The 3932-nt window shown below is 51.7% G+C and carries 4 protein-coding genes; 1 reads left to right on the forward strand and 3 read right to left on the reverse strand.

The window, feature by feature from the left end:
* Positions 1-347: 347 nt before the first annotated feature.
* The 3 genes from cas1 to ACREAY_RS10340 all read right to left on the reverse strand — a co-directional run bounded on the left by cas1 (position 348) and on the right by ACREAY_RS10340 (position 2604).
* Positions 348-1259, reverse strand: a complete 912-nt coding sequence (gene cas1, locus ACREAY_RS10330) for a CRISPR-associated endonuclease Cas1 (protein WP_431755694.1) — start codon at positions 1257-1259, stop codon at positions 348-350.
* Positions 1260-1598: 339 nt separating this feature from the next.
* Entirely contained in the window at positions 1599-1871 is a 273-nt protein-coding gene (locus ACREAY_RS10335; protein WP_431755691.1) for a winged helix-turn-helix domain-containing protein, read from the reverse strand.
* Complete coding sequence (locus tag ACREAY_RS10340) at positions 1849-2604, reverse strand: hypothetical protein (RefSeq protein WP_431755692.1); 756 nt, start codon at positions 2602-2604, stop codon at positions 1849-1851. Before ACREAY_RS10340 ends, ACREAY_RS10335 begins: the two co-directional genes overlap by 23 nt.
* Before the next feature lie 89 nt (positions 2605-2693).
* Between ACREAY_RS10340 and ACREAY_RS10345 the strand changes: the two genes are divergently transcribed.
* A complete protein-coding gene (locus ACREAY_RS10345; protein WP_431755693.1) occupies positions 2694-3836 on the forward strand; it encodes an aldo/keto reductase in 1143 nt (380 codons plus the stop codon).
* Positions 3837-3932: the final 96 nt, after the last annotated feature.

Genomic DNA, 3932 nt, shown 5'->3' on the forward strand with positions numbered 1-3932 from the left:
AGGGATTTGAGTGTCCTAATCCAAATTGGGATATCGTACTTGTGTCAATTACATACAGCAACGTTAGTGTAATTGTCGGTGAAGACGAATTGGCAATCCCTGGGACATTCTCAAGAGAGCTGATAGAATTATAGCGCAGTACAAGAGCCAATGAAAAAAGGGCCTCTGTCTTCCTATGATGCTCATCAACCTTCCCCCTTTTCTTTTTTTGCAATTTCTTAGTCGTACTTTCACATAACAGATGATCATTTACTTTACGTGGAGCGTCGGATTTGCACGCTCAAAAGGTGCGCATTCTCTTTTTCCTGCACCTCTATAGTTAGCGGCGGTCTTGCATATCCATTTTGCTAGAGCTGCTTTTCCTTTCCCACACAATATTCTGCAAGCTCATGCACATTGATTTTTGCAATTGTTATTTCTTGACACATCGATAGCCCGTCGCGCCGCTTGACGCCATGCTTGAATTTGTATGGCCGCTCGCTCTGGAACTTACGCTCTAGCAATTCCAAGAATCGCCTTATCAAATCATCATCTAGCACAATGCGGCCCTCTTTTGTCCATGCATAATCGCGTTTGGTTATTGGGTGGTTGTGGTTGGTGTCCGACGCAATCTTGTAAACACAATACTCTACCAGCCACCTGAAAGGCTCTATTAGGTCATAGACTAACGCTTGAAATGACGTGTCATGTTTGTGAAAAAAGCCATAGTATGGATCTAATCCAAACCCATGAACAAATTTGGCAATTTCTGCGGCCAATACGGAATAGCCATAGTTCAAAAGCGCATTAATTACATCTGAAGCATACCTGTTACTCATCTTTATTCCACCGCCGCGCCTAGAATTAAATGCGTATTTTGAATCGAAAAGACGGGTGTAATAACGAAAGTAGAGTTGACCTGCTCCAGCTTCTATGCGCAGCAAGTCGCGCTTGTCCTTCTGCTCTTCAATTCTGTCACAGTATCTCTGCAATCCCTCTACGCAATCCCTCAATTCTGGCCTCTGCAGAGACTGCAAAAAACCAATTTGACTTTCCAGTTTTGCCTTTAGGCTTTCCCTTTGCAGAAATAATACCTTGGCAGGGTCTCTGAATGTGTCATACTGTCCCATTCTATACTTGGTTGCCGTGTCACTCACCATAGCCCGGGTCATGTTGCATGCCAAGTACCCATAAGAGTCTAGCAGGATCACATTGACATTATGATCCGAAAGAAGCTCAATAGCGTCCGTTGATATGTAACCCTTACCAGCAATTACTATTCGTTCATAGGGAAGTTGAGTTACAAATCACTCTTCAAATTCCTGCTTTCCGGTAAAGGGATCTTTCCCTCCTTTCAAACAAATTCGGTTCGCCTTAAGGGTAATTGAGACCCCGTACCCCTTCAGCAGCTTGACGTTGTAGTGATTTTTCATTCCCTTGAGCGTCAACTTGAAGCCTCAAAGGTATACCTCTAGCAGTCAGCTATTTCCTTTACGATGCAGCGCATGTCCCCGAGCGTAATTCGGGGGTATACCATTTTTACTCCTTGTCGATGAATTCGTCTGGATTTTGATGTCGGCTGTTCATGAAAGTCCTAATCGGATTGCAATGAACCGCATTTAGAGGCCGGCGCTCTCTATCAGCCTCGTCAGGTCGTCGTACTGCTCGATGAATTTCTTGCCCTTTGCCGTTATCGCGACAAGCCCGCTCACCCTGTGTACCATGCCCTTTTCTTCCAGCTCGCCAAGGTGGTTCATCATCTTGTCGTACGACAGGCGTGTAGAGTGCTGCACATGAGTCGGCCTTGCGACTTGGTTGTGCATAGAGTCCTCTTCCACCGCGCAGAGGATCTCGTAGAACAGCTGGAGCTTATGCCGCTTTTCCTGCCTCAATCTCCACCCTCCTCTTTGTTACTGCGTGCACTGCGTATGCAAAGAGCGCCAGGCCGCCGACCCTTGCCGCCATAGAGCCGGCAAACGCAAAGGCGCTGTTGTCAAAGTACGTCATCACAAGCGAATACTGCTCAAGCCACAGGAGCGCAAAGGCCGCCGGCACGTACAGCATCCTGATGCTCCCTGCCCTGGCAAGCGAGAATATCGCGTTTTTAAAGATAAAGCCGAGCACCGCCATGTTAAAGATGCGCATGTAGAGGCTGAAATCGGCAAGCTGGGCGTAGTTAAAGTAGGGCTTGCCTGCGATCTCGCTGGTCGGCAGGATGAAAGGAACGGCCACCATCGCAAATGGAATCAATAGCATCACGACGTCCCTTGCGCCAAGGCGCGGGCCCGCGCTAGAGTCCTTGTAATAGTAGGAAAGCGCGATTAGCGCAAACGCCTCAGACTGGAGCGCCAGCTGGACCCAAAAGAACGCGGGGTGCAGGACGGGGTAGCCTGTATAGGCGAAACTCGCGAACTCGAACGCGAACGACGCGGCGAGAAAGACAAACCCAGCCGGCAACCCTAGCAGGTAGCCAAACCCGGAAAAGCTGTACGACTTGAAAAAGCTGCGCGAGATCAGGACTGCCATCGCCATCGACGCTGCCGTGAGCGCGATGCTTGCGACCGGCGCGACGGCTGGGTCCAGCAGGACGTAAGGGTTGAAGACGTTTGGGTCCAGCGCTGCCACATGTAATATAACACTGTTACAAAGATAAGGGTTGCTCACCTGAAGGGAGGCTCGATCCGTTTATTATCGCCGGCGGCCAATCTCGTACGTTGTCTGGTTATCAGGTCCTTGAGGGGTTTGCAACGCCGCAGGGCACAAGAAAATTTGCCGATCATTCTGCCAGGCAGGGCAGGCCCGCCGGCCACCTGCGCGCCTTTGACGGCCTGCACCTGTCAAGCATCGGGATGGGGACGTACCTCGGCGAGTCCACTGCAGAAGACGACAGGGCGATGGAAGGCGCCGTCTACACGTCGGTCAGGTCAGGCGCGGTAAACGTCATCGACACCGCCATAAACTACCGCGCCATGAAGTCAGAAAAGAGCATCGGCAGGGCCCTTGCGCGCCTGGCAGGGGAAGGCATCGGCCGGGACCAGGTTTTCATATCTACAAAGAACGGCTACATCACAAACGACGGCGACTTTCCAAGCATCGACGTGATGGAATACATGCAAAGGATGTACATTTCTCCGGGCGTCATCACGGCAGACGACATCAGCTCCGGCTACAACGTCATGAACCCGGACTATATCGCAAAGTGCATAGACAAGTCGCTTGCCAACATGCACCTTTCGGCCATCGACCTTGTCTACATACACAACGCGTTTGAAAGCTGGCACAAGGACGTGAGCAGAAAAGAGTTCATGGAGATGCTCGCCCGGGTCTTTGAGCTGTATGAAAAGTACCGCAAGGCCGGCAAGCTGCGCTATTACGGCATGGCGACCTGGACGTGCTTTCGGGTGCCGCAGGAAAGCGAAGAATACCTGTCGCTTGAAGCGGCGGTCAAGGTTGCAGAGTCGATAGGTGGCAAGGGCCACGGCCTTCGCTTTGTTCAGTTGCCGTACAACCTGTCGTACAGCGAGGCCTTGTTGCTAAAGAGCCAGCCTGTAAATGGTGCAAACATGACGACACTTGAAGCGGCCGAAAAACTGGGCATCGGCGTCTTTACGAGCATACCGCTCTTTCAGGGCAGGCTGCTGCGCGCCCAGGTACCTGACTATGCCGGCATCACCGATCCGGTGACCAAGCTGGTGCAGATAATGAGGTCAAGCCCTGCCGTCGTGGCGCCGCTCATCGGCCAGAAAAGCGCCGAACACGTTAGGGAAAACCTTAAAGTCGCAGACGTTGCGCCGCTTTCGAGAAAAGAGTTCGAGCAGGCAGTCTCCGCCCTGATGAACAGGCCGATGGCAGCGTGAGTGGCGTGGAAACTACCGACGTTGAAAAATTCAAGGCAAGGACCGTCGACGCCATACGCGTGCTTGCCTTTTTCAAGGCAGCGCCGGGGCGCGCCG

It is taken from the genome of Nitrososphaera sp. (assembly GCF_050748925.1).
Lineage (GTDB): Archaea > Thermoproteota > Nitrososphaeria > Nitrososphaerales > Nitrososphaeraceae > Nitrososphaera.